21 protein-coding genes are annotated in these 24,431 nt (G+C 65.1%); 9 read left to right on the top strand and 12 right to left on the bottom strand.

Features of this window, described 5'->3' with window-relative positions:
- Positions 1-23 precede the first annotated feature (23 nt).
- The 8 genes from apnL to bhcR all read right to left on the bottom strand — a co-directional run bounded on the left by apnL (position 24) and on the right by bhcR (position 9,415).
- The gene (gene apnL / locus LXM94_RS09735; RefSeq protein WP_235771018.1) at positions 24-1,928 is read right to left on the bottom strand and encodes a D-apionate lactonase; all 1,905 of its coding nucleotides are present in this window, start codon (positions 1,926-1,928) and stop codon (positions 24-26) included.
- Positions 1,925-2,959, bottom strand: a complete 1,035-nt coding sequence (locus tag LXM94_RS09740; RefSeq protein WP_235771019.1) for a Gfo/Idh/MocA family protein — start codon at positions 2,957-2,959, stop codon at positions 1,925-1,927. The genes apnL and LXM94_RS09740 overlap by 4 nt, the downstream gene beginning before the upstream one ends.
- Before the next feature lie 273 nt (positions 2,960-3,232).
- Positions 3,233-4,297 carry an ABC transporter permease gene (locus LXM94_RS09745; protein WP_235771020.1) on the bottom strand — a complete coding sequence of 355 codons (1,065 nt, stop codon included), beginning with the start codon at positions 4,295-4,297 and terminating at the stop codon, positions 3,233-3,235.
- The gene (locus LXM94_RS09750) at positions 4,297-5,877 is read right to left on the bottom strand and encodes a sugar ABC transporter ATP-binding protein (RefSeq protein ID WP_235771021.1); all 1,581 of its coding nucleotides are present in this window, start codon (positions 5,875-5,877) and stop codon (positions 4,297-4,299) included. The genes LXM94_RS09745 and LXM94_RS09750 overlap by 1 nt, the downstream gene beginning before the upstream one ends.
- Positions 5,874-6,515, bottom strand: coding sequence for a DUF2291 family protein (locus tag LXM94_RS09755; protein ID WP_235771022.1), 642 nt, complete (start codon positions 6,513-6,515; stop codon positions 5,874-5,876). The genes LXM94_RS09750 and LXM94_RS09755 overlap by 4 nt, the downstream gene beginning before the upstream one ends.
- Before the next feature lie 77 nt (positions 6,516-6,592).
- Entirely contained in the window at positions 6,593-7,534 is a 942-nt protein-coding gene (locus LXM94_RS09760) for a D-ribose ABC transporter substrate-binding protein (RefSeq protein ID WP_235771023.1), read from the bottom strand.
- Between the two features lie 76 nt (positions 7,535-7,610).
- Complete coding sequence (locus LXM94_RS09765) at positions 7,611-8,438, bottom strand: phosphogluconate dehydrogenase C-terminal domain-containing protein (RefSeq protein ID WP_235771024.1); 828 nt, start codon at positions 8,436-8,438, stop codon at positions 7,611-7,613.
- 155 nt (positions 8,439-8,593) lie between these two features.
- Positions 8,594-9,415, bottom strand: coding sequence for an HTH-type transcriptional regulator BhcR (gene bhcR / locus LXM94_RS09770; protein WP_235771025.1), 822 nt, complete (start codon positions 9,413-9,415; stop codon positions 8,594-8,596).
- 160 nt (positions 9,416-9,575) lie between these two features.
- Between bhcR and gcl the strand changes: the two genes are divergently transcribed.
- From gcl to LXM94_RS09790, 4 genes are all read left to right on the top strand, one after another.
- Entirely contained in the window at positions 9,576-11,360 is a 1,785-nt protein-coding gene (gene gcl, locus LXM94_RS09775) for a glyoxylate carboligase (RefSeq protein WP_235771026.1), read from the top strand.
- Positions 11,361-11,383: 23 nt separating this feature from the next.
- The gene (hyi, locus tag LXM94_RS09780; RefSeq protein ID WP_235771027.1) at positions 11,384-12,199 is read left to right on the top strand and encodes a hydroxypyruvate isomerase; all 816 of its coding nucleotides are present in this window, start codon (positions 11,384-11,386) and stop codon (positions 12,197-12,199) included.
- Positions 12,200-12,203: 4 nt separating this feature from the next.
- On the top strand, positions 12,204-13,088 hold the full coding sequence (glxR, locus tag LXM94_RS09785) for a 2-hydroxy-3-oxopropionate reductase (protein ID WP_235771028.1): 885 nt from the start codon (positions 12,204-12,206) through the stop codon (positions 13,086-13,088).
- A gap of 102 nt (positions 13,089-13,190) precedes the next feature.
- Positions 13,191-14,459, top strand: coding sequence for a glycerate kinase type-2 family protein (locus LXM94_RS09790; RefSeq protein ID WP_235771029.1), 1,269 nt, complete (start codon positions 13,191-13,193; stop codon positions 14,457-14,459).
- Positions 14,460-14,476: 17 nt separating this feature from the next.
- Here LXM94_RS09790 and LXM94_RS09795 read toward each other — a convergent pair whose 3' ends face one another.
- From LXM94_RS09795 to uxuA, 3 genes are all read right to left on the bottom strand, one after another.
- Positions 14,477-15,637: a fumarylacetoacetate hydrolase family protein gene (locus LXM94_RS09795; RefSeq protein ID WP_235771030.1), complete on the bottom strand. Its 1,161-nt coding sequence runs from the start codon at positions 15,635-15,637 to the stop codon at positions 14,477-14,479.
- Between the two features lie 119 nt (positions 15,638-15,756).
- Positions 15,757-17,241 (bottom strand): mannitol dehydrogenase family protein, encoded by a 1,485-nt coding sequence (locus LXM94_RS09800; protein ID WP_235771031.1) that lies wholly within the window; start codon positions 17,239-17,241, stop codon positions 15,757-15,759.
- Entirely contained in the window at positions 17,238-18,455 is a 1,218-nt protein-coding gene (uxuA, locus tag LXM94_RS09805) for a mannonate dehydratase (protein WP_235771032.1), read from the bottom strand. Before uxuA ends, LXM94_RS09800 begins: the two co-directional genes overlap by 4 nt.
- Before the next feature lie 114 nt (positions 18,456-18,569).
- Here uxuA and LXM94_RS09810 point away from each other — a divergent pair, with 114 nt between their 5' ends.
- From LXM94_RS09810 to LXM94_RS09830, 5 genes are read left to right on the top strand one after another with little or no spacing between them, the layout of a single operon-like run.
- Positions 18,570-19,259 (top strand): GntR family transcriptional regulator, encoded by a 690-nt coding sequence (locus LXM94_RS09810; RefSeq protein ID WP_235771033.1) that lies wholly within the window; start codon positions 18,570-18,572, stop codon positions 19,257-19,259.
- A gap of 37 nt (positions 19,260-19,296) precedes the next feature.
- A complete protein-coding gene (locus LXM94_RS09815; protein WP_235771034.1) occupies positions 19,297-20,277 on the top strand; it encodes a sialic acid TRAP transporter substrate-binding protein SiaP in 981 nt (326 codons plus the stop codon).
- A 60-nt stretch (positions 20,278-20,337) separates the two neighbouring features.
- A complete protein-coding gene (locus LXM94_RS09820) occupies positions 20,338-20,895 on the top strand; it encodes a TRAP transporter small permease (protein WP_235771035.1) in 558 nt (185 codons plus the stop codon).
- 3 nt (positions 20,896-20,898) lie between these two features.
- Positions 20,899-22,305 (top strand): TRAP transporter large permease, encoded by a 1,407-nt coding sequence (locus tag LXM94_RS09825; RefSeq protein ID WP_235771036.1) that lies wholly within the window; start codon positions 20,899-20,901, stop codon positions 22,303-22,305.
- Complete coding sequence (locus LXM94_RS09830) at positions 22,302-23,351, top strand: L-idonate 5-dehydrogenase (RefSeq protein WP_235771037.1); 1,050 nt, start codon at positions 22,302-22,304, stop codon at positions 23,349-23,351. The genes LXM94_RS09825 and LXM94_RS09830 overlap by 4 nt, the downstream gene beginning before the upstream one ends.
- Positions 23,352-23,359: 8 nt before the next feature.
- On the opposite strand, the gene LXM94_RS09835 is transcribed toward LXM94_RS09830, so the two are convergent.
- On the bottom strand, positions 23,360-24,427 hold the full coding sequence (locus tag LXM94_RS09835) for an ABC transporter ATP-binding protein (protein WP_235771038.1): 1,068 nt from the start codon (positions 24,425-24,427) through the stop codon (positions 23,360-23,362).
- Between the last annotated feature and the right edge of the window lie 4 nt (positions 24,428-24,431).

Here is a 24,431-nt window from a genome sequence, read left to right on the forward strand (position 1 = left end):
CGGCTTGCCATCCGTGTCTCCGGCTATATTGCAAGCCGCGCGACCGCATAGGCCGACAGGATCAGCGGGCCGCCCGCGAAGGCCTGCTCTGCGGGATCGCCGCCGCCGGACCGAAGCCACGCCTCGTCGAGCATCGAGAGCCTGCCTTTCCCGAGGTGCACGGTCTGCGCATACGGTGTGACATTGCAGAGAAGAAAGACGCGGCCCTCCCCGGTCTCGGCCACCAGCGCCTTGACCCTTTGCGGCATGCTGCTTTGCGTAGCGAGGGTCGGAGTGCCCTCCAGTCCGCCCAGCCATTTCAGAGCACGAAAGAGCGGACGCGGTCGGCCCGCCGGCATCGGCTCACCCTGCCCCGCCACCAGCCCGAACGGGCCGGCCAGCGTCGAGAGCGTCAACACATCGAGCCCGCTGCCTGCCACCGTCGCGGCATAGGCGAGCGTCCAGGCGGCGCCGAAGAGACCGTTGTGGCGCGGGTCGCGGCTGGCCATGGCGATGCGCTTTCCGAACGGATTTTCCTTGGTCGCGCTGCCATAGGGATTGTGGCGCATGGCAATCGTCGAGGGGCCGATGCGATAGGGCTTGTCGCGGTAGATGGCGCGGAGTGAGCGCACGACATCCGACAATGCCTCGAAGGTCTGCATCACGGAAAGATCATCGGCGGCATGCACGATCGGGTTTGTGCAATGGGTGACGTAGTCGAGCGGGCGTTCCGGCACCCGCTTGCGGTTCAACTCGGTAAAATAGCTGAACATGCCGCCGCCGAGCGGCAGGCCGGGAAAGGCTTTCCGCGCCGCGGCGTAAACGTCTTCCAGCGGCGGGCATGCCGGCCATATGCTGCCGGGCGGCGTTGACTGCCGATCGACAGAAGGCGAGACGGCAATATCGGCGAGCGCCGCGCCGCTATCGCGCACCTGGCTGGCGATGGCGCCCAGTTCCTCGTTGAGGTCGCCGTGGCACGGGACGAAGCATTCCAGCGTCAGGGGCAGGCTGGAAGCGGCCGCAATCCCTGCAAAGCCCTCCAGGTCCTTTACGCCGTGGCCGGCGACCGGGTCGAAATGCGCGACGAGGCGTGCGGCGCCCACGTCGCGCAAAAAGCCGACATGGCGCTGCTCCTCTTCTATGCAGTCCGGCCGAAGCCCAACGCCGATGGCGGGCAGTCGGCCGATGGGATCGCCGACCGAAAGCTGCACCGCGTCCGCAGCCTTTACGACTGCAGCCGCGGCGCGGCCGGCCTTCAGCGTCAGCGTGACGCACTGCCGGACCGTCTCGCCGGCCTTCAACCTGTATGGCCATGGCAGTGCGAGCGGCCGCACATAGGTCTTGTAGGACCCGTCCGTCCAGTTGCGCTGGTCTTCCATTTCGAAGATATCGCCGGTCATCCGACACTCGGCAACGACGCCGGGCATCGGTTCGTGCGTGAGCGCGGCAATGTCCATGAGAGGCTGCCAGGGCTCGATCAGGTCCGGGAACGCCGTCCTTTCCACCGAACCGTCGCCGTGCTCGACCGTCACTGCCCGGCCCGCCACACCGACAATCGGATGCAGGATGGCAAAGCCGGTGCGTGCCGTCTCGAAATCGCGATCGGGCGTGAACTCGGCATCGAAACTCAGCCAGGTGGCCGTGCCTGTGATCGACGCGCGGCAGCTAAGGATCGCCCCGTCGGGAGCGGTGAAGGTGGCGGTATAGGTAACAGTGAAGCCGGTTTCCCTCTCGGTCGCCCTCAGGTCCGAAAGTGCTGCGTCGCAGGTGCCCCAGTCGCGGTCTCGCACGAGGAAGGAGACCGCGCGCAGCACCTCCACATCGCGGAAGCGGATGGTGCGCAGGTTGCCGGCGATCAGGTCCACGGAGAGAGCGCCGGCCCTGAGCGGCTTCGCCTCGGGCTCGCGTTCATCGGTGCCGTAGAGCAGGAAGTCGGCCGAGACACTCATCCGAGCACCTCCGACAGCGGCACGGTACGGACTTCCGCGGCGCTCCGATAGGCCGCCTCGACCAGCGCGAAGGTCTTCAGGTTGTCGGCGCCGGACGTATCCGGTTCGCGGCCGGCCTTCAGGCAGTCGATCCAGTGCTGCTGGATGAGCGCCACGCTTTCCTGGATGTTGTGCCACGGCTGCGATGCCCAGGGGAGAAGCCGCGGGCTGACATCGCTCGTCTCCGTCCCGTCCGGCGAATGCACCGTCATGCGATAGCTCTGCGACAGGCGCAGCGTGCCCCGGCTGCCGTCCACCTCCAGCAGTATCTCCGGGAAGGGCTCCACCGGCAGCGTCGTCGCATAGCTGCAATCGACGACGGAGGTGACGCCGCCGGTATGGTCGAGCAGCATGGTGGCGACATCTTCGCCGGCGATTTTCGGATTGACCCTCTTTGTGCGCGCGGTGATCGCCGTCGCGTCGCCGAAGAGGAAACGGGCGATGTCGAGCGCGTGGATGCCGAGATCTTCGACGATGAAGCGCTTGCCCGTCGCCAGATAGGGCTGGCCGGCGAAGACGTCATAACCCGAACGGAAGCTGACGCGGCCCCAGAAGACCTCGCCGATCGCGCCGCTGTCGAGCGCTGCCTTCGCAGCCAGCACCGGCGACTGCCAGCGGAAATTTTCGTGGATCATCAGCGGCACGCCAGCCGCCTCGCAGGCGGCAACCATCGCCTTTGCATCGTCCATCGTCGGCGCGAAGGGCTTCTGGCAGATGACGGGCACCCTGTGGGACGCGGCAAGCTCGACGAGCACGCGGTGGCTGCCGACCGTCGTCGCGATGTCGACGAAATCGAAGCCGCCGTCGGCAAACATTTCTTCGGCGTTGTCATAGCGCCGCTCGATACCGAACTGGTTGCCCACGAGCTTCAGCCGTTCGGGATCGCGGTCGCAGATCGCCACGATCTCCGCGCCGTCGGCATCCCGCCAGCCATGCATCTGGTTGACGGCGAAGAAGCCGCAGCCGATCAGTGCGCCCTTGAAATTGGTCATGGTGTCTCCCGTTTTCGTCCGCGGGGAGTCCCCTCCCCGACCCCTCCCCACAGGGCGGGGCTAACCTGCCGCTACCGCCGAATGCTCAAGGGATGTTTTGGGCAGCAGCAGGACTGGTCTTCAGAAATTGCCCTGCCCCTCCGGAAGTGGACGGTCGGTGCCAAAATCTGAACGAGCCGCCTCACGATCCCTCGATAAACCGCTTCTAGTAGTACGTCCCGCCCGGCTTGCGCCGCCATAGCCCCTCCCCCTTGTGGGGAGGGGCTTGCTCTTCTACCCCTTCTTCGCCAGTTGCATCAGCGTCACCTGCTGCTGCAAGCGGCGTTGCGCCTGGTCCACCACCACGGCGACGATGATGACGATGCCCTTGATAACCATCTGCCAGAAGGACGAGACGCCCATCATCACAAGGCCGTCCGACAGGATGCCGATGACGAAGGCGCCGATGATCGTGCCGCCGATCGTGCCGCGCCCGCCGGACATCGAGGTGCCGCCGAGCACGGCCGCAGCGATGGCGTTGAGCTCGAAGGAGTTGCCGGTCGCCGGATGCGAGGCCATCAGTTCGGACGAGATGATAAGCCCGACGATCGCCGCGCAGAAGCCGGAGAACATGTAGACGAACATCTTCACCCGGTCGACCTTGATGCCCGACATGCGCGCCGCCCGTTCGTTGCCGCCGACGGCGAAGATGTGTCGGCCGATCGGCGTGTATCTCGCAATATAGGCGGCGGCGAGCGCCACGACGACGAGCAGCCAGACCGAGAAGGGCAGGCCGAAGATCGTGCCCGAACCGAGGAAGGAGAAGCCGGTGTTGCCGAGTTCTTCCTTGCCCGCGAGGTTCGGGAAGGTCTGGCCGCCGGAGGAGAGCAGCGCGAAGCCGCGCGCCACATAGAGCGTGCCAAGCGTCGCGATGAAGGGCGCGACGTTGAGCTTGGTGATCAGCAGCCCGTTGACGGCACCGATGACGACGCCGACGGCGAGCGTGATCAGCGCCACCTCGACGATGTTGAAATACAGGGTGTAACCGACCTGAAGGTCGATGCCGTGCAGGATCAGGCTGCCCGAGACCATGCCGCAGAGACCGACGATGGAGCCGACCGACAGGTCGATGCCGCCGGTGATGATGACGAAGGTCATGCCCATGGCGAGGAAGGCGTTGAGCGCCACATGCTTCGACATCAGGATGAGGTTCGCCGTCGACAGGAAGTTCGGCGCGAAGATCGAGAAGAAGATGATCACCGCGAAGAGCGCGATGAAGGTCCTGAGCTTCATCAGCGTCAGGAGGGCGGAACCCGTCGCGGCGTCCGGCGCCGTGGTGGTCGTGCTTGCCGTGGTCATCAGGCATGTTCCCTTGTCTTGTCCGCGGCCGGTCCGGCGGCCGTCTTGTGTCCTTCGGCGGAGGCCTTGACGATCATCTCCTCGGTCGCCGCGCTGCGATCGACCACCGTCACCAGCCGGCCGTTGCTCATGACGGCGATGCGGTCGGAGAGCGCCATGACCTCCTCGAGATCGGAGGTGGAAAAGAGGATGGCGAGCCCCTCGCCCGCGAGCTTTCGCATGGTGCGGAAGACGTCCGCCTTGGCGCCGACGTCGATGCCGCGGCTCGGCTCGTCCATCAGCAGAACCTTTGGACCCGTCATCAGCGCCTTGCCGATGACCACCTTCTGCTGGTTGCCGCCCGACAGCGACGTGACCTCGAAATCCGGATTCGGCGCCTTGATGGCGAGGTTGCGGATCGCCTCCTTGATCGAAGACTGCTCGCGGTCGCCGCTGATATGGAAGCCGAAGCGCGTGAAGCGTTCGAGGCTGGCAAGCGTCAGGTTGCTCGCAATGGAAAGCACCTGCACCAGCCCCTCGCGCTGGCGATCCTCGGGGATGAGGGCGAGGCCCCGGCGGATGCGGCCGCTGGTATCGCTCTCCCTGACCTCTTCGCCCGCGACGAAGATCCTGCCTGTCGCGGCGTGCGGATGGCAACCCATGACGCATTCGAAGAACTCGCTGCGCCCGGCGCCCATCAGGCCGTAGATGCCGAGCACCTCGCCGGCGCCGACCGAGATCGAGACGTGATCGACGGCATAGCCGCCCGTCCGGCGCGGCAGGCAGATCTCTTCCGCCCGGAAGGCTTCGGCGCCGATCCTGTGGTCCACCGACTTGGAGAAATCCTTGGCGTCGGAACCGATCATCGAGCGCACGATCCATTGCGTGTCGATGTCCTTCACCTCCGCCTGCCCGGTGATCTGGCCGTCGCGCAGCACGGTGATGTGGTCGCCGATCCGCAGCAGTTCCTCGAGCCGGTGCGAGATGTAGACGATCGCCACGCCTTGCGCCTTCAGTTCGTTGATGACGCGAAAGAGGGTATCGACCTCGGCCGCCGACAGTGCCGAGGTCGGCTCGTCCATGATGAGGATGCGCGCGTCAAGCGAGATCGCCTTGGCGATCTCGACAAGCTGCTGCTGGCCGATCGGCAGGTCCTCGACAAGTTGATCCGCCGCGAAATCCGCATCGAGCTTGGCGAGGAAGCCGTTCGCCTTCTCGACCTGCGCCTGATGGTCGATGCCGCGCACGTCGCGGGTGATCTCGCGGGTCGCGAAGATGTTCTCGGCGACCGAGAGATTGCCGAAGAGGTTCAATTCCTGGAAGATCATGGCGATGCCGCGCGCCTGCGCATCGGCGGGCGAGGAAAAGCTCACCTCCTCGCCGTCGAGCAGGATGCGGCCGAGCGACGGCTTCTCGACGCCGGCGATGATGCGCATCAGGGTCGATTTTCCCGCACCGTTCTCGCCGACCAGCACATTGACCGCGCCGCGCCTAAGCGCGAGGTTGGCCTTGCGGACGGCGACGATGCCGGAATAGACCTTGGTCACGTCCTCCAGGTGCAGGATGCAGTCGTCAGTCGGCGTCCTATCCGGCGTGCTCATGATCCGGCCCCGATGGTGATGCGCGCCGGCGTGACCAGAGGCAGGCCGCCGCCTGATGGCATCGGATAGGCGCCGGTGACGCTGACCGTCTTGCCGACGAGAGCGTCGCGTGGAATGGCCTGAAGCAGGCTCTGGTCGACATGCTGGTTCAGCGCCTTGCCGAACTGCGCCCATTCGATCTGGTTTTTAAATTCGTTGAAATTCACGAAGTCGAAGCTGTCGCGCAGCGCCGTGCCGCGGATCGCCGGGCCGATCTGCACCTTCGCATCCGTCTTGCCGTCGGCGTTTACGTCCACGTCGATGGTTGCGGCGCGCGATTGCGTCTCGGCGGCGACGATGGTGCCGTCGATCTTCACGGCGAAGGTCCAGGGGGAATTGGCCTGCTTGTTCGGGTTGCCGTATTTCTCGCCGGCGGCTTTGGCGTCGGCGGCAGCGGCTTCGACGACCTCCGTCAGCGGCGCGGCCTTGCCGTCGAGATAGGGCAGTGCCTGCGCATCCCAGATTTCGGCGACCTGCCGGGTCGGGTCGAATTTCGCCGCGGCGATCTCCTCGGCGGTCGGGTTCTTGATGATCTTGCAGCCCGAGACGGCGGACGCCGCCAGCGCCAGCGTCAGGAAGGCGGTTGCGAACCTCGCCATGACTTCACTCCACTTCCGTATCATAGAGGCGGAGGACGGGTTGCCCCGTCCTCCGCCGCGGTCCAGCCGGGAGGCGATTATTCGCTGAGAGCAAACGTCTCGAGCTTGGCGGCGTTGTCGGCGTTGATCAGCACGCAGTCCATGAGCTGCTTCTCCTCCGCCGGCGCCTTGCCGGTGGTGATGTAGTCATGCGCCTGCTGCACGGCCATCTGCGCCTGGGCATAGGCCGGCTGGAGGACGGTCGCCTTGATGCCGCCCGAGGTGATCGAGTCGCGCACGTCGTTGGAACCGTCGAAGCCGACGACGATCACGTCCTTGCGGCCGGCCGCCTGGAGTGCCGCGATGGCGCCCATGGCCATCGTGTCGTTGCCCGAGATGACGCCCTGGATGTCCGGGTTCGCCTGGAGGATGGTCTCCATCTTGGAATAGGCTTCCGTCTGGCTCCAGTTGGCCGACTGCTGGGCGACCATCTTCAGGTCCGGATAGTCGTCGATCACGTCGTGATAACCCTGCGAGCGGATGCCGGCATTGGTGTCGGACTCCTTGCCGAGCAGCTCGACATAGTTGCCCTTCTCGCCCATCAGCTTGACGAACTCGCCGGCGCCGAGCTGGGCGCCCTGGTAGTTGTTGGAGACGATCTGCGCGACGGCGACGCCGGTGGCGTTGATCTCGCGGTCGATCAGGAAGGACGGGATGCCGGCATCTTTGGCCTTCTGCACGGCGGCAACCGATGCGTCCGCACCGGCATTGTCGAGGACGATCGCCTTGGCGCCGCGGGCGATTGCCGTGTCGATCAGCTGCGACTGCTTGTTGACGTCGTCGTCATGCACGAGAACGAGCGCCTCGTAGCCGAGTTCCTTCGCCTTCGCCTCGGCACCGACCGCTTCCGCCTTGAAGAACGGATTGTCGTGCGAGGGCGTGATGATGGCGATGAGGTCCGCCGCATAGGCCGGCATGGATACGCCTGCGGCAAGAACGGCGGCCATGGCCGCCATGGTCAGTCTGCGGGTCAGTTTCATGGTGTCTCCTCCCATTCGGGTTGGTTGGGCCGGACCTTTTCCCGTGAGGACCGGCGGGTGGGCGAAAGCCCTTTTCTCAGGTGATGCGCCGGATGCTGTCGGCGATCTCCTGCGGTTCGAAAACGCGTTTCCAGTCGTCGCGCATCAGCATCGGCTTGCCGAACTCTATGGCCTTGTTGCAGGCATCCGAGAAGACGCCCTCGACTTCCTCGAAGATGACAGCGCCGAGCACGTTCATGTGGCCGAGCAGGAAGTCGCGCGCGGCCTCCTTCGGCACGCCGCGGCGCACGCATTCGTCCATCGCCTCGCGCATGACGACGAGAAGCGAGGCGCAGACGGTTTCGGAGAGGCCCGGCTCCAGGAGCGCCATCTGCTCGACGGTGACGCGGTGCGAGCGCATGACCGGCGCCCAGATGACTTTCGCGATCTCCTCGCCGAGCGCATAGGCCTCTTCCGGCCCCTGCATCAGCGCCGAAACGATGTGCTGCTTGGCGGCGACGCCGCCGAAATGGTCCCTGCGCGCCGCGAGTTCCGTCTCATCGTTGAAGATCGGCGGATGGCAGGGATGCGTGACGAAATAGGTGAGGTCGCTGCGTTCCGGCAGGTGGCCGGCGAAAGGGGCGGCCGCGTCGAGGATGACGACCATGGTGCCGGGCTTCAGCCTGTCGACGATGCCGGTCGCGACCTTGCCGATCGCCGTATCCGGTACGGCGAGGATGACGACCCCGGCCCCGTCGAGCGCTTCATCTGCGGAAACGGCCGAGAGGCCAAGCTCGGTCATCAGGCGCGCCTTGCCACCTTCGCTGACCTCGACATGGCGCACGTCGAAGCGTGAACCTTTCAAGTTCTTGGCAAGCCGGCAGCCCATTTTGCCGCCAGCACCGAAGAGGGCGATCGAAGTCATCAGGGTGTCTCCTCAGTCTTGTCGTTGGGAGCAGCTAACCCTAACTGGTATGATGAGTCAATGAGTATTCCATCGTCCGCAAACGGAGACCGCGAATTGCCTCCGCCAAACGACGGAAGGCGCAGATCGATCGAGTATGCAGGTTTCCTGAGAGCCTAAAGGCGGCTGCCGCCAAGGGCTGCCGTCAGGCGGGTGGCGGTTTCCAGCACATGCGGGCCCACAAGAGCGAGCCGGTCGTCTGTCATGCGAACCGACGGGCCGGAGACGGAAACGCCGGCGATCGCCTCGCCATATTCGTTGAAGATCGGGGCCGCGATGCAGCGCATCCCCACGGTGTGCTCCTCGTCATCGATGGACCAGCCGCGGGTCCGGATCGCAGCGATGTCGGCGATCAGCGCCCCCGGTGAGCCGCAGGTCCGCGCGGTAAATGGCGTGAGCGTGCTGTGCAAGACGAGGTCGCGAATACGGTCGTCGGCCCAGGTGGAGAGGATGGCCTTGCCGATGCCGGAGGCGTGTATCGGTCCACGGCGTCCCGGGCGGAAGAAGGCGCGCATCGGTGCGTGGCTTTCGATCTGCGAGATGAAGACCACCTCGCCCTCATCCTCAATGCCGATATTGGCGGTTTCGCCGGTCGTCTCCATGAGACTTTGCAGAAATGGCCGCGCGATCGTGCCAAGCTTGCGGAAGCGCAGGAAGGCGCTGCCGATCTCGAAAGCCTTGACGCCGATGGTCCAGGCGCCGGTCTCGCCGTCATGCGCCACCAGTCCGTGGCCGGCAAGCGCCGTCAGCAGCCGGTGCGCGGTCGACGGTGCCATGCCCGACTGGTCGGCGAGGTCGGTCAGGACGGCACCATCCGAGGCGGCGACCAGTTGCAGCAGCGCGACGCTCCGGTCCAGCACCTGCACCGACGAGGGAGCGGCATTCTCCGCCGCCTTGCGGCCCGGCCGTCCGCGCTTTCGTTCCGTCTCGCCCGCCATGATCCGCCCTCCGCTCGCCCTTCCTTCCATAGCGGCCGCGTGGCCATTCTTCCAGTTTTGTTGAAAATGTTTATTTCCATATTATGAGAATTAATTCCATTATTTTATTGCGGCGCGCGGCCGATGCGCTACCCTCCTCTCAACAGATGGAGGACATCCCATGGCGAAAATGCGTGCTGTCGATGCGGCGGTGCTGGTTCTGGAAAAGGAAGGCGTCGATTGCGCCTTCGGCGTTCCCGGTGCCGCGATCAATCCCTTCTACTCGGCGCTGAAGGCGCGCGGCTCGGTCCGCCATATCCTTGCCCGCCATGTCGAGGGGGCGAGCCATATGGCGGAGGGCTACACGCGCGCCGAGCCCGGCAATATCGGTGTCTGCATCGGCACGTCCGGCCCCGCCGGCACCGACATGATCACCGGCCTCTACTCGGCCTCGGCCGACTCGATCCCGATCCTCTGCATCACCGGCCAGGCGCCGCGCGCCCGGCTCGACAAGGAGGATTTCCAGGCCGTCGACATTTCCAAGATCGCGGCCCCTGTCACCAAATGGGCCGTTACGGTCATGGAGCCGGCGCTGGTGCCCTTTGTCTTCCAGAAGGCGTTCCATGTCATGCGCTCCGGCCGTCCCGGTCCGGTGCTGATCGACCTGCCGATCGACGTCCAGCTTGCCGAGATCGAGTTCGACATCGAGACCTATGCCTCGCTCGGCGCCTACAAGCCGGAAGCGACACGGGCGCAGGCCGAAAAGGCGCTGTCCATGCTGAATGCGGCCGAGCGGCCGCTGATCGTCGCCGGCGGCGGCATCGTCAATGCGGACGCCTCCGACCTGCTGGTCGAGTTTGCCGAGATCACCGGCGTCCCGGTCATCCCGACGCTGATGGGCTGGGGCACGATCCCTGATGACCACCACCTGATGGCCGGCATGTGCGGGCTCCAGACCTCGCACCGCTACGGCAATGCGACGATGCTCGCCTCCGACTTCGTGCTCGGCGTCGGCAATCGCTGGGCAAACCGCCACACCGGCAATGTCGCGACCTATACGGAAGGCCGGACCTTCGTCCATGTCGATATCGAGCCGACGCAGATCGGCCGCGTCTTCGCGCCGGATTTCGGCATCGTCTCGGATGCCGGCGCGGCCCTGAAGCTCTTCCTCGACGTCGCCACCGAGTGGAAGACGGCGGACAAGCTGCGCGACTGGTCCGCCTGGGCCGAGGAATGCCGCGAGCGCAAGCGCACGATGCTGCGCAAGACCCATTTCGACCAGACACCGCTCAAGCCCCAGAGGGTCTACGAGGAGATGAACCGGGCCTTCGGCCGCGACACCTGCTACGTCTCGACCATCGGCCTCAGCCAGATTGCCGGCGCGCAGTTCCTGCATGTCTACAAGCCACGCAACTGGATCAATTGCGGCCAGGCCGGCCCGCTCGGCTGGACGCTGCCGGCAGCGCTTGGCGTGCGCGCCGCCGATCCGGACCGGCCGATCGTGGCGCTCTCCGGCGACTACGACTTCCAGTTCATGATCGAGGAACTGGCGGTCGGGGCGCAGCACAAGCTGCCCTACCTGCATGTCGTCGTGAACAACTCCTATCTCGGCCTCATCCGCCAGGCGCAGCGCGGCTTCAACATGGATTTCGAGGTCAGCCTCGCCTTCGACAACATCAACGCGTCGGGCGATGCGGAAAAGGGCTACGGCGTCGACCACGTCGCGGTCGCAGAGGGCCTCGGCTGCAAGGCGATCCGGGTTCGCAGCCCCAACGAGTTCCAGGAGGCGTTTGCCACCGCCAAAGCGCTGATGGACGAGCACCGGGTGCCGGTGGTCATCGAGTTCATCCTCGAACGCGTCACCAACATCGCCATGGGCGCCGACATCAATGCGGTCGTCGAGTTCGAGGACCTTGCCGAACGCGGCGAGGATGCCCCGACCGCAACACTCGCGCTGCTCGACTGACGAGACGAAGAAGGAGACCGATCATGCCGAAATTCGCGGCCAATCTCACCATGCTCTTCACCGAGGCGCCGTTCCTGGAGCGCTTCGGCCTTGCGGCCAAAGCCGGCTTCGAGGGCGTCGAGTATCTCTTCCCCTATGATTTCGACAAGGAGACGTTGCGCGCGGCGCTCGACCTCAACGGCCTGACGCAGGTGCTGCACAACCTGCCGGCCGGCGACTGGGCATCGGGCGAGCGCGGCATCGCCATTCTGCCGGACCGGATCGACGAGTTCCGCCGCGGCGTCGCTTCGGCCATCGACTATGCCATGGCGCTCGGCTGCACCCAGATCAATTGCCTGGCTGGCATCGCCCCGGTCGGTGTTGCCGAAAGCATCCTGCGCACGACCTTCGTCTCAAATCTGAAGCTCGCTGCCGACGAACTCGGCAAGCACGGCATCCGCCTGCTGATCGAGCCGATCAACCGCTTCGACATTCCGGGCTTCTACCTGAACACGGTGGAACAGGCGGCGTCGATCATCCGCGAGGTCGGCAGCGACGACCTCTTCATCCAGTACGACCTCTACCACCAGCAGCGCACCGAGGGCGAACTCGTCGGCACGTTCAAGCGGCACCAGGCGCAGATCGCCCACATCCAGCTTGCCGACAATCCTGGCCGGGGCGAGCCGGGCACCGGCGAAATCGCCTGGCCCTTCGTCTTCGAGGCGCTGGACGGGTTCGGCTACGACGGCTGGATCGGTTGCGAATACAAGCCGCGCACGACGACGACCGAGGGGCTCGGCTGGTTCGCCGAAGCGCGCCGGCAGACCAAGGGCGCAGACATCATCAGGATCAGGAGCTAAGCACATGGCAAGAATTGGATTCATCGGCCTCGGCATCATGGGCACGCCCATGGCGCGGCATCTTCAGGACGCCGGCCACACCGTCGTCACGTCGAAATTCGTCATCCCGCCACGCCAGGAACTGGTCGCCAACGGGCTCGAAACCGTCGAGACACCGAAGGCGCTGGCGGAAGCCGTCGATACGATCATCCTCATGCTGCCCGACACACCTGAGGTGAAGGACGTTCTTTTCGGCGAGAACGGCGTCGCCTATGGCCTTTCGGCCGGCAAGCTGGTCATCGACATGAGCTCCATCTCGCCGATCGAGACGAAGGAGTTCGCGAGACAAGTTCGCGACACCGGCGCAGAATATGTCGACGCGCCCGTATCCGGCGGCGAGGTCGGCGCCAGGAACGCTTCGCTTTCCATCATGGCGGGTGGCTCGCAGGAGAGCTTCGACCGGGCGCTGCCGCTCTTCCAACTGATGGGCAAGAACATCACGCTGGTCGGCGACTGCGGCGACGGCCAGGTGACGAAGGTTGCCAACCAGATCATCGTCGCGTTGACGATCGAGGCGGTCTCGGAAGCCCTTGTCTTCGCGTCGAAGGCCGGCGCCGATCCGGCCCGCGTCCGCGAGGCGCTGATGGGCGGTTTCGCCTCGTCGCGCATCCTTGAGGTGCATGGCGACCGCATGATCAAGCGCACCTTCGATCCGGGTTTCCGCATCTCGCTGCACCAGAAGGACCTGAATCTGGCGCTGCAGGGTGCCAAGTCGCTCGGCATCTCGCTGCCGAACACGGCGGCGACGCAGGAACTCTTCAACAACTGCGCTGCCAACGGCGACAGCGGGCTCGACCATTCCGGCCTCGTGAAGGCGCTGGAGCGCATGGCCAACCACGCCGTCGCATGACGGCCCGGCCGGGCGGCGGGAGGAGCGCCGCCCGGCTCCTTCCTGTATGAGGGCGGGTGGCGGGAGGAGTGCTGCCCGACCCTCCTTTGTGTGAGGAATCAGATGCCACCAATCGCCGAGCCCCGCGCCTTTCTCGAAGCGCTCTTTCATGCGGCGGTTGCTGCGGCCGATCCCGAGAAGGTGTTGGCCGCCCACCTGCCGGAAAAGCCGAAGGGGCGAACCGTCGTCATCGGCGCCGGCAAGGGTGCGGCGCAGATGGCGCGCGCCTTCGAGCGCCTGTGGGACGGGCCACTCTCCGGTGTCGTCGTCACGCGATACGGTTATGCCGTCGCCTGCGAGCGCATCGAGATCCTTGAGGCGGCGCATCCCGTGCCGGACGAGAACGGCATCAAGGCAAGCCGCCGGTTGATGGAGACGGTAACGGGCCTGACCGAAAACGACCTTGTCGTGGCGCTCGTCTGCGGCGGTGGCTCCGCGCTGTTGCCTGCGCCGCCGGAGGGGCTGTCGCTGGAAGACGAGATCGCGGTCAATCGCGCGCTGCTTGCCTCCGGCGCACCAATCCGTGCCATGAATTGCGTGCGCAAGCAGGTCTCGCGCATCAAGGGCGGACGTCTTGCCGCCCTTGCGCATCCGGCGCGAGTCGTCTCGCTCGTCGTGTCCGACATTCCGGGTGACAATCCGGCGCTCGTTGCCTCGGGTCCGACCATTCCGGATGCCGGCACGCGAAACGACGCTCTGCGCATCATCGATCGTTATCGCCTTGACCTTCCCGGTGCCGTCATGCACCACATTCGCGCGGGGAGCGGCGAGGCGCCGACGCCGGAGGACCTGCCGTTCGCACGGGACGAGGTAAGGCTCGTTGCATCCGCGGCGGTATCGCTGGATGCAGCCGCGGCGGCAGCACGCCGACAGGGCATCGAAGCCGTGATCCTGTCCGACGCCATCGAGGGCGAGGCATCCGATGTCGGCCGCGTCCACGCCGCGATTGCGGCTGAAACCGCCCAGCGCAATCGGCCTTTCGCCAGGCCGGTCGTCGTGCTCTCCGGTGGAGAGACCACGGTAACGGTGCGCGGCAAGGGCAAGGGTGGGCGGAACGGCGAGTTTCTGCTCGGCCTCGCCTGCGGCATCGATGGCGTCGATGGGGTCTCCGCTCTGGCGGCCGACACGGACGGCATCGACGGATCCGAGAACAATGCGGGCGCCTTCGCCGACGGCACGACCGTCGCGCGGCTCGCAGCGGCCGGCCTCGATGCGGCGATGCTGTTGGCCGGCAACGACAGCTGGACGGCCTTCGATGCGCTCGGCGATCTGTTCGTGCCGGGCCCGACCGGTACGAATGTCAATGATTTCCGCGCGATCCTGATCCGGTAGGCAGGATCGGCGCGTGTTCAGATCAATCCGCGGGCCGCAAGATTGCGCATCAGCGCGGCCGTGCCGAACGTCCAAGGCGGGCAATCGGTCGACAGGCGCACCGTGTTGACCAGGCTGCCGAGACCCGGGCTGGAGATCGTCACTCGGTCGCCGAGCTTGTGGGTGAACCCCTGCCCCGGCGTGTCGCGATCCTCGACGGGTGCGAAGAGCGTACCCATGTAGAGCATGAAACCATCCGGATACTGGTGGTGCCTGCCGATCGTCTGGGCGACGAGGTCGAGCGGGTCGCGGCTGATTTCGCGCATCGAGCTGCGCCCCTTGAGGACGAAACCGTCCTCCCCTTCGATGGTGAGATCGAGCTCTGCCCTGCGCACGTCGTCGATCGAAAAAGTCTCGTCGAAAAGGCGGATGAAGGGGCCAATTGCGGACGAGGCATTGTTGTCCTTCGCCTTGCCGAGCAGCAGCGCGGAGCGCCCCTCGACGTCGCGCAGGTTCACGTCGTTGCCGAGTGTCGCACCCTTGACACGGCCGCGGCTGTCGACGGCGAGCACCACTTCCGGTTCCGGATTGTTCCAGCGCGAGATCGGGTGCAGGCCGACGGACGCACCCCAGCCGACCGAGGACAGCACCGGTGCCTTGGTGAACACTTCCGCGTCGGGGCCGATGCCGACTTCGAGATATTGCGACCAGACGCCTTCCTCGATCAGCGCCGCCTTGACCTTGGCGGCCTCCGGCGAGCCGGCCTTCAGGTCACGCAGGCTCTCGCCGATGATGGCCGCGACGCGCTCGCGGATCTTCACCGCAAGGTCGGGATTTCCGGCGGCCCGCTCCTCGATCACCCGCTCGATCATCGAACGGGCGAAGGTGACGCCACAGGCCTTGACCGCCTGGAGGTCGCAGGGCGCAAGCAGGTGAACGACGCTGTCGGCGGCGGCCGGTCCGAATGCGTTGGCCGCGGCCAGGTCGAGCGACGCCAGGTGCTCGCCATCGATGCCGTCCAGATAGGCAACCGGGTCATCCATCTCCAGCAGGTCGCGCATCGTGGGCGCTTTCCTGTCCGTCACATCGAACAGGTCGCCGTCCCGCACCACGACGAGGGCCGGCCCCTGAATGTCCGGCCGCCAGGCCCTGCCGACATAGGTTCCGATTAAGAAATCGCCCGGCGTTCCACTGGTCATACTGTCCTCCCTTGATCGTCGTCTTTCTTAAAGGAATATGCCTCTGGTGCCACCGGCCGCTGCAGGATAATGCCGCCGTGCGCGGCACGGCGGCGGTTCGGGCAGGGCAGCCTTGCGGCTCAGGCCGTTCGTTCCATTGCCTCACTCTCGATTGCCGAGCTGACGCCGGCATCGAGCATTCGGCGCAGAACGTCCGTCACTGCGCCGCGCCAGAAGGTGTCCTGCACAAGGCGGTCCGGAAAGAGACCTTCCAGATTATGCAGCGCCGCGACGATCGCCTCGGGCGACGATCCGGCGCGCACGAGTGCCGCGCTGATCGCGGTCTCGCGGGGGTCGCGGAGCGCGTAGCGTGTGCCGTCGTCCTTGCGCCCGAGACAATAGCGCATCCAGCTCGCGACCGCGAAGGCGAAGGGGCGCAGGTCTCCACGGCTTTCCAGGACCTCGAGTGCCGGCTGCAACAGCCGTTGCGGCAATTTCTCTGTTCCGTCCATGGCGATCTGGTAGGTCTCATGGGCAATCGCGGGATTGGCAAAGCGGTCCGCAAGTGCCTCCGCGTAGGCGGAAAAACTGACGCCTTCGAGCGGATGCAGCGTGGCGGCGGCGGCCGTGAAATGCCGCCGGACAAGCCGCGGCAGCAGCGCGTCCGCCATGACATCGCGCACGTATGTTCTGCCCGCGAGAAACCCGGCATAGGCCAGCATCGAATGGGTGCCGTTCAGCATGCGCAGTTTCATGAGCTCATACGGCTCGACATCGGTCACCATCAGCGCGCCACCCGCCTCCCACTCCGGCCGGCCGATCGCGAAGCGATCCTCGATAACCCACTGGGTAAATGGTTCCGTTTCGATTGCGCCGTGGTCCGCAAGCCCGATCTGCGCCTCTACCAACGCGCGGGTATCCGCCGTCGCCGCGGGCGTGATGCGGTCGACCATGGTTGCCGGGAACGGTACGTTTTCGGCGGTCCATTCCGACAGGGCCGGATCGACGCGGCCGGCGAAGTCCAGAACGCCGGCGCGGATGAGTGCGCCGTTCTTCGGGAGGTTGTCGCAGCAGAGAACGGTAAAGGGTGCGGCACCGGTAAGCCGGCGGAGCCGCAGCGCTTCCACGATGAACCCGATGGCACCGGTCGGACGGGAGGGTTCCGCCAGATCGTGGCCGATCGCGGCATGACTCTCCTGCGCCCTGCCCGTCAGCCGGTCGATGCCATAGGCCTTTTCGGTGACCGTCAGGCTGACAATGCGCGTCGCCGGATCGGTAAGGGCGGCGAGTGCGGCGCTGCCGTTCCGGGCGGCAGGCAGAACCTGTGCGACGCTGCCGATGACGCGGGCCTCGGTCCGCCCTTCTCCTTGAATGAGCAAGGTGTAGAGGCCATCCTGCGGATTCAATTGTTCGGCTACATCGGTTCCGCGCAGGCTGACGCCGAGGATGCGCCAATCGCCGCCAGATGCGGCCAAAGCATCGTCCGTGTACACCGCCTGATGCGCGCGGTGGAATGCGCCGATACCGAGATGCACGATGCCGACGCCGTGCGCGGCACGGGCATAGGCCGGCCGCCGGCCTGAGGCGACGGGAAGCGTTGCGTCGGTCAATCGCACAGCGTTCATACCGGTACCCCATAGGCCGGATGCGAAAGCGCGGTGGCGATACCGCGCAGTTCGGCAAGTCCTTTCAGCCGGCCGATTGCCGGATAGCCCGGCTGCGCCTTGCGCTTGAGGTCGTCAAGAATGTCCTGGCCATGGTCCGGGCGGAAGGGGATGGAATGGTCGGAGCGACCCGCTGCGCGGCGTCTGGCCTCCTCCTTCAAGGCCGCGCCGATGAGCGCCACCATGTCCGTTTCGCCGCCGAGATGCTCGGCCTCGTAGAACGAGCCGAACAGAGCAGGCGTTTCGCGCCGGACGTTGCGCAGATGCAGGAAGTGGACCCGGTCGCCGAGCCTTTCCATCATGCCCGGAAGATCGTTGTCGGACCGGGCGCCGAGCGAGCCGGCGCAGAGCGTGATGCCATTTGCCGGCCGGTCGACCGCCCGCATGATCGTCGCATAGTCGGCTTCCGTCGACAGGATGCGCGGCAGTCCGAGCAGCGGATAGGGCGGATCGTCGGGGTGGCAGCACATGCGGATGCCTGCCTCCTCCGCGACCGGGATCACCTCTTCGAGGAAGTCGATCAGGTGACGGCGCAGCCGCTCGGCGTCGATGGATCCGTATTCGGCCAGATGGTCCCGCACGTCATCAAGCGTGAGACGCTCGGCGGCGCCGGGCAGGCCGAAGGCGACGTTGCCCGCAAGGGCTTTGCGGATGTCGTCGCTCATCGCCCGATAACGGCGTTCCGCCTCTGCGGCAATATCCTCCGGGAAGTCCTCGGCGGCATTGGCGCGTTTCAGAATGTGGATGTCGAAGGCTGCAAAGTCGGCGTAGTCGAAGCGCATGCAGGTGCCGCCGTGTGGCAGGCGCCAGGCGAGATCCGTCCGGGTCCAGTCGAGGACCGGCATGAAATTGTAGCAGACGACATCAATGCCGGCAGCGGCCAGGTTGCGCAGGCTGGTCTTGTAGCTGGCGAGATGCTCGCGCCAGGCGCCCTTCTGCTTCTTGATGTCTTCGGAGACCGGCAGGCTCTCCACCACGTCCCAGGCGATGCCAGAGGCGCTCCCGTCGTTCATTCTGCCGATTTCGCCCTGACGGTTCCCGATTTCCGTTGAGGTCCAGACCGCACCGGTCGGCACATGGTGGAGGGCGGAGACGACCCCCTCTACGCCGGCCTGCAGCATGTCGTCGATGCTCACAAGGTCCCTCGGACCGAACCACCGCCAGGTCTGCTTCACGTCTTCCTCCCCTGCAGGCTGCCGCCTTTGCAACTTTCTCGATCCATTAGCATTCGGCAATCATGTTGACTAGTATGGAAGTATGGTGGTAGATCGCGATGAGGAGGATAAGCTGTGAACATCGCGACGGAAATTGTTCTGGCTCAAGGAGCACCGGTCGGACCGCAGGTCTACCGGATCCTGCGCGAGCGCATCATCCGCGCGGAGCTCACGCCCGGCATGCTGATTTCGGAATCCGAGATCGCCCGGATGTTCTCCCTCAGCCGCCAGCCGGTCCGCGAGGCGTTCATCAAGCTTGCCGAGGAGGGCCTGCTTGAGGTGCGGCCGCAGCGTGGCACGCTTGTGCGCAAGATCACCAAGGCGGCGGTCATGGACGCGCGGTTCGTGCGCGAGGCGATCGAGGCCGACATCGTGAAACTGGTCGCCTCTGAACACGATGGCGCCCTCGTGCGTGAACTGCGGGAACAGGTGAAGCGCCAGCGGGCCGTACCGGAAGACGATCCGGCGACCTTCATGAAGCTTGACGAGTTCTTTCATCGCACGCTCGCGGAGGCCGCCGACAAGTCCTACGCCTGGAAGGTGCTTGAGGATGTGAAGGCGCAGATGGACCGCGTCCGCTACCTCAGCTTCATCCATTTCCCGATCCCCAAGATCGTGAACCAGCATGCGGCGATCGTCGATGCGATCGAGCGCGGTGAGCCGGAGGAGGCCGACCGCGCCATGCGCCTGCACCTGCGGGAGATCCTGTCGGACCTGCCGGGGATCGCAGGTGTCAGGCCGGAGTTTTTCGAGGAGCCGGGCTGATCGAGCCCGGAAAGAAAGCAAGCAAGGGAGGAAGAGAATGATTGCTTACAGGAATATTGCCAAGACGCTGCTCGCCGGCATCGCCAGCGCACTGATTGCCGGAAGTGCCTGTGCCGAGACCGTGCTCAAATGGGCGCATGTCTACGAACCGACCGAGCCGTTCCATACGGAATCGGTCTGGGCGGCGGAGGAAATCGCCAAGCGTACCGAGGGACGTTACAAGGTCGACGTCTTCCCTTCGTCGCAGCTCGGCAAGGAAGCCGACATCAACCAGGGCCTGACGCTCGGGACCGTCGACATCATCATTTCCGGCTCGAGCTTCGCGGCACGCGAGTTCCCGCCGATCGGCGTGACCTACTTCCCCTTCATCTTCCGCGATGCGGATCACCTGCTCGCCTACGCCAAGAGCGACGTCTACAAGGACCTGACGAAGGGTTACGAAGAGGCCTCGGGCCACCATATAACGGCGACGACCTATTACGGTACGCGTCATACCACGTCGAATCGCCCTGTCGAAAAATGCAGCGACATGGCGGGCCTCAAGATTCGGGTTCCGGATGTCCCGGCCTACCTTGCCATGCCGCGCGCCTGCGGTGCCAACACGACGCCGATCGCCTTCGCGGAAGTCTATCTGGCACTGCAGAACGGCACCGTCGAGGCCCAGGAAAACCCGTTGACGACCATCGAGGCGAAGAAATTCTTCGAAGTGCAGAAGCACATCGTGCTGACCGGTCATATCGTCGATCACCTGAACACCATCGTCTCCCAGTCGCGCTGGTCGCAGCTCTCCGACGAGGACAAGCAGATTTTCAGCGACGTGATGCAGGAAGCCGCAGCGCGGGCGACGGCCAAGATCGTGGCCCGCGAAAAGGATCTCGTGCAATTCTTCAAGGATCAGGGTCTCAGCGTGACCGAGGTTGACAAGGCCGACTTCGAAAAGACCGTCGTGGAAAAGGTGACGATGGAGGAGTTCGGCTACCGCAAGGCCGACTGGGAAGCGATCCGCGCGATCAAGTGACAAAGAAAGGCCCGGGTTCGGCCCGGGCCGCCTTCTCAAACAAGCAAGCGGAGGACGCCGATGGCGGACGAGCAGCAGACGCTCCTGAGCGTCGACGAGATGGCGCATGCCTTCGAGGAAGACGTCGGGCCGGTGGATCTGTCCACTCATGCGGTTGAGGATTGGATAACGCTTGCCATCTTCTGGACCATGGCAGGCTGCGTCTTCCTACAGTTCTTTACGCGCTACGCGCTGAACAACAGCCTGGCCTGGACCGAAGAGATCGCTGCCAACTGCCTTGTCATGGTCGTCTTTCTCGGCTCCGCCATGTGCGTCCGGCTTGCGCGGCACATCCATGTCGATTTTGTCCAGCAGTTGCTGCCGCCTGACATCCGCCGCTGGCTCGTGCTGGTCGTCGACCTCATCGTCATCGGCTTCTTCGCCTATGCGTCCTGGCTGATGTGGCGCTACGTGGCGATCGTCGGAAAGGAACGCATGGTGACCGTCGACCTGCCGCGGGGCATCGTCTTTTACATCGTGCTCGCGGCGTTCCTGCTGATGTCCGTTCGATCGGTGCAGAACTTCATTCGCGACAGGAAACGCAGTCCGGGTGAAACCCCCGACGGATCGGAGAGCTAGGCCGTGCTGCTTTTGATTGGTTCCTTCGTGCTTTTGATGCTGATCGGCACGCCCGTCGCCGTGTCGATGGCCGTCGCATCGCTGCTTTATCTTGTCCTTTACGGCGTCGCGCCCGACATCATCGCGGCGCAACGCATGATCGCCGGCGTCGAGAGCTTTCCGCTTCTCGCCGTCCCCTTCTTCATCCTCGCCGGCAACCTCATGAACATCGCCGGCGTTACCGGCCGCATCTATCACTTCGCGCTCTCGCTCGTCGGCTGGATGCGCGGCGGCCTCGCCCAGGTGAACATCGTCGGTTCAGTCGTGTTCTCAGGCATGTCCGGCACGGCCCTCGCCGACGCCGCCGGCATCGGAACGATCGAGATCAAGGCGATGAAGGACCATGGCTATCCGGTGGAGGCGGCAGTCGGCGTTACCGCGGCGTCGGCGACGCTCGGCCCGATCTTCCCGCCGTCGCTGCCCTTCGTCATCTACGGCATGATGGCCAACGTCTCGATCGGCGCACTCTTCATGGCGGGTATCGTTCCCGGTGTCGTGATGACGGCGCTGATGATGCTGACCGTCTTCATCTTCGCCCATCGCAAGGGCTGGGGGTCGGATACGCCCTTCGAATTGAAACGCCTCGCCGGTGCTGCGCTGGAAGTGCTGATCGTCCTCTGCTTCCCCGTGGTGGTCTATGCGCTGATGCTGGCCGGCCTGTCGATCAACATCGCCGTCGGCATCGCGCTCGTGTTGCTGGTGGCGCTCGACTACTGTTTCGATTTTTCCGCGGTGATGGCGCTGATGACGCCTATCCTTCTGATCGGCGGCATGACGATGGGCTGGTTCACGCCGACGGAAGCGGCGGTCGCCGCCGTCATCTGGTCGCTGTTCCTCGGGCTGGTGCGCTATCGGACGATGACGATGAAGACGCTCGCCAAGGCGAGCTTCGACACGATCGAGACGACGGCGTCGGTGCTTTTCATCGTCACGGCCGCTTCGATCTTTGCCTGGCTGCTGACGGTGAGCCAGGCGGCACAACTGCTATCGGACTTCGTCTTCTCACTGACCGACAACAAGTGGATGTTCCTGCTGCTGGTGAATGTCATCCTGTTGATCCTCGGCGCCTTTCTCGACACGATTGCGGCCATCACCATCCTGGTGCCGATCCTGATGCCGATCGCCGCGCGTTTCGGGGTGGACCCGGTTCATCTCGGCCTGGTCGTCACGCTCAACCTGATGATCGGACTTCTCACGCCGCCGGTCGGGATGATTCTGTTCGTGCTGTCGCGCATTTCGAAACTGTCGATCGAACGCACGACGCTGGCGATCCTGCCGTGGCTCGTCCCGCTTTTCATGGCACTCGCGATCATCACCTTCGTCCCCGACATCAGCCTCTGGCTGCCGCGGCAGTTGGGGCTCGTGCGATGAGTGCGGTGACCACGCGGGTCTGCCGGCTTTACGGCAAGGGCGACATCCGGATCGAAAGGGATCCCGTTGCCGCGCTCGAGGACGGCCAGGTGCTGGTGCGCATCGGCGCCGGCGGCATTTGCGGTTCCGATCTCCATTATTTCCAGGATGGCGGCTTCGGGCCGATCCGGGTGCGCGAGCCGATCATCCTCGGTCATGAGGTGGCCGGCACCGTCGAAGCGTTGGGCAGCGCGGTCGCAGGACTCCGGGTCGGCCAGAAGGTAGCGCTCAATCCGAGCCGCCCGTGCCATCAGTGTCGCTACTGCCGGGAAAGTCTCTTCCAGCACTGCCTGAACATGCGGTTCTACGGGTCGGCGCTGCGGTTCCCGCACGAACAGGGCGGGTTCCGGGATGTGATCGTGGCCGACGCTGCGCAATGCATGCCCGTCGGGGATCACGTCACGCTCGGCGAGGCAGCCTGCGCTGAGCCGCTTGCCGTCTGCCTGCATGCACGCAGCCAGACGGACGACCTCGCCGGGAGCCGGGTGCTCGTCACGGGTGCGGGGCCGATCGGCCTTCTCTGCGTCGCCGTGGTCCGCCTCGCGAGCGCGGCAGAAATCGTCGTCACAGACCTGCAGGACGCGACGCTTGCCGTCGCGCGCCGCATGGGGGCGACGCGGACGATCAACATGCTGAACGAGGCGGAGGCGCTCGAGAGCTACAACGCGGACAAGGGTACGTTCGACGTCGCCTTCGAATGTTCGGCTGCCGCGCCGGCAATCAAGGCCGCGGTGCTTGCCGTCCGTCCGCGGGGTGTGATCGTGCAGGCCGGCGTCGCAGGGGATACGGCCGTGCCGCTCAATCTCCTGGTCGGCAAGGAGATTGCGTTCCGTGGCACCCACCGGTTCCACGCGGAATATGCGGAAGCGGTGCGTCTTATCGACAGCGGTGCGATCGACGTGAAGCCGCTGATCACCCACACGCTACCGCTTGCGGAAGCCGCGCAGGCCTTCGCGATCGCCGGCGACCGGTCGAAGGCCGTGAAGGTGCAACTCGCCTTCGTCTGACGCCCTCCTCAGTCGACCCGCTTCCCGTCACCGTCGAAGAGATGCAGGCAGTGCGTGGGGAATGCAACGCGCATCGTGGGGCCGGCCGTGAGGGCCTCGCGGTCCAGGGTGAAGATCTTGAACGGCAGGCCGTGCAGCGTCAGATGCAGGATGATGCCGAAACCGGTCGGCTCGACGAGGTCGACATCCGCCACCATGCCACCCTCGTCCACGATCGTCACATGTTCCGGGCGGATGCCGAGGGTCACGGCTGATCCGCTTTCCAGCGATACGGGTCGCTTCATCGCCACGAGCGTACCGTCCTTCAGCCGGACATCGGCATGATCACCCGACAGGAGATAGCGTCCTTCGAGGAAATTCATGCCGGGCGAGCCGATGAAGCCGGCGACGAAGAGGTTTGCCGGCCGGTCGTAAAGGTCGAGCGGTGAACCGACCTGCTGCACGACGCCGCCATGCATGGCGACGATGCGGTCGGCGAGCGTCATCGCCTCGATCTGGTCGTGGGTGACGTAGATCGAGGTGGCGCCGAGATCGGCGTGCAGCTTCTTGATCTCGGCCCGCATCTGTTCGCGCAGCCGCGCATCGAGATTTGACAGCGGCTCGTCGAAGAGGAAGGCCTTCGGCTGGCGCACGATGGCGCGTCCCATGGCGACACGTTGCCGCTGGCCGCCGGAGAGCGCCTTCGGGCGGCGTTCCATGTAGGGCTCGAGCCCGAGCTTGGTCGCGGCGGCGCCGACGGCGGCCGCGATCTTTTCCTTCGCGGTCTTCCGCAGCCGCAGGCTGTAGCTCATGTTCTCGGCGACGCTCATATGCGGATAGAGCGCATAGGACTGGAACACCATGGCGATGTCGCGGTCCTTGGGCGGCAGGTCGTTGACGCGTCTGCCTTCGATGCGGATTTCGCCGGCGGTCACCTCCTCCAGCCCCGCTATCATGCGCAGCAGCGTGGACTTGCCACAGCCGGACGGGCCGACGAGCACGATGAATTCGCCGTCGCGGATCGAAAGGTCGACGCCGTGCAGCACGGGAAAGGTGCCGTAGCTCTTTCGGATACCGGTGATGTCGATGGACGCCATGGGA

The organism is Rhizobium alarense, assembly GCF_021555155.1.
GTDB lineage: Bacteria > Pseudomonadota > Alphaproteobacteria > Rhizobiales > Rhizobiaceae > Rhizobium_D > Rhizobium_D alarense.